The 1,767-nt window shown below is 65.5% G+C and carries 2 protein-coding genes; both read left to right on the top strand.

Features of this window, described 5'->3' with window-relative positions; translation table 11 throughout:
* Positions 1 to 39 precede the first annotated feature (39 nt).
* Positions 40 to 918, top strand: coding sequence for a DMT family transporter (locus tag AC1D00_RS39675; protein WP_477014443.1), 879 nt, complete (start codon positions 40 to 42; stop codon positions 916 to 918).
* 372 nt (positions 919 to 1,290) lie between these two features.
* On the top strand, positions 1,291 to 1,767 hold a 477-nt coding region (locus tag AC1D00_RS39670), incomplete at its 3' end, for a hypothetical protein (RefSeq protein ID WP_477014442.1).

Here is a 1,767-nt window from a genome sequence, read left to right as displayed (position 1 = left end):
GTGTTAGCCGCCCCCGAAGCTCCGCGACAGGAGGCGATCGTGGGGGAATGGGCCGGGGTTGCGATTGCGCTGGCGTCCAGCAGCCTCGGAGGCACCGCGGCGGCGATCACGCGCTATCTCGTCGGCGGCGCCGATCCGGTCCTGCTGGCGATCCTGCGCTGGGGGATCGGTTTTCTCTGCCTGCTGCCGTGTGCGCTGATGCTCGGCGTGCGCTGGCCGCAGCGGCCCGACTGGCCGGCCGTGGCGCTGCTCGGCATCTGCTTCTTCGGCCTGTTCTTCATCCTCTACAACATCGCGGTGTCCTACACGACCGCGGCGCGCGCCAGCCTCGCGCTGGCGACGCTGCCGCTCCACACCATGGTGGTCGGCGCGATCCTCGGCGTGGAGCGGCTGACGGCGCGCAAGATCATTGGTGTCGGCATCGCCGTGCTCGGCGTGGCGGCGGCGCTCGCCGCGGGCCTCGCGCATAGCCCGCCGGGCGCCTGGCGCGGTGAGCTGATCATGACCGGCGCCGTGTTCTGCATGGCGTTCTACAACGTGCTGTCGCGCCCGCTGATGCAGCGCTCGAGCGCGCTCGGCTTTCTCACGGTCGGCATGGGCGCGGGCGCCGTCGTGCTGGTGCTGGCGGGGCTCGTGAAAGGCAGCTTTGCGGCGCTCGATCACTTCACGACGGCGCAGTGGATCGCCGGCATCTATCTCGGAGCCGGCGGCGGCGCGCTCGCCTTCATCCTCTGGGTCATGGCGCTGGCGCGGGCAACGCCGACCCGCGTCGCCAATACCATGACGGTCAATCCGATTGCCGCGACCTTGCTGGCAGCGCTGCTGATCGGCGAGCCGATCACGCCAAATCTCCTGGTCGGGCTGCTCGCGGTCTTCGCCGGAATCTGGATCGCGACCAGTGAAGCGAAGACGAATTGATCAGCTCCGCGCAGAGTGACAGTTTGAAAAATGTCGCCGGCACATCGCCAACAGTCCACGGCACACGCTGCAGTTCGCCGTGCGGTCCAATGCAGGTAGACGCAGGATGCTGCCATTGCCGTGCCTATAGTTTCGGCAGTGCTGTCGTCGAAGGTCCATCAGGCATGCGGTTCGGAGAGACGGCCATGCGCCCGTGAAATCCCGGACAGGCCTTCATTTAAGCGGGCTTTAAATACTCGGCCGGTATGCATGTAAGCGTGCATAATTCAGCGGGACGGCAAGGACATGCGTAATTCGATGGGGCGGCGTCAGTTCCTGTGCGGTTGTTGCGCGGTGCTTGGCGCTGCGTCTCTGCCGAGACAAGCGAGCGCCGTGGGCGATCCCGAAATCGTTCCGATTGAGTTTGCGAGCTTTCACGATCAGACGTTCAGCAACGAATATCTGCAGTTCATGAATGTCACGATCCCGCCCGGACAGATCGCCGCCTATCACCGGCACACCAGGGACTTTGCCCAAGTGTACATGGCCGTCTCGGATGCGGAGGGCACGCCGCTTGGAGGCAAGCCGGTCATCACGCCGCGCAAGGTCGGGGAAGTGTTGTTCACCAACTATACGAAGCAGCCGGTGGTGCACCAGGTCGCCAATGTCGGCACCAGCGATTTCCGGATCATGGGCTTCGAGTTGTTCGACTCGCAGCCGGGCCGCTTTTCACCGCTTGCTCGCCCTGCGCCCTACGTCTCGGTCATGGACAACCACCGTGTCCAGGCCTGGCGGTTGATCCTCCAGCCGGGTGAGGCTGCGCCGCCGATGCAGCAGGCGGCGCCCGGTGTGCGCATCGTGGTGCAGGGT

The organism is Bradyrhizobium sp. P2_E8 (assembly GCF_056403875.1).
This window is presented reverse-complemented; position numbering and strand designations above follow the sequence as displayed.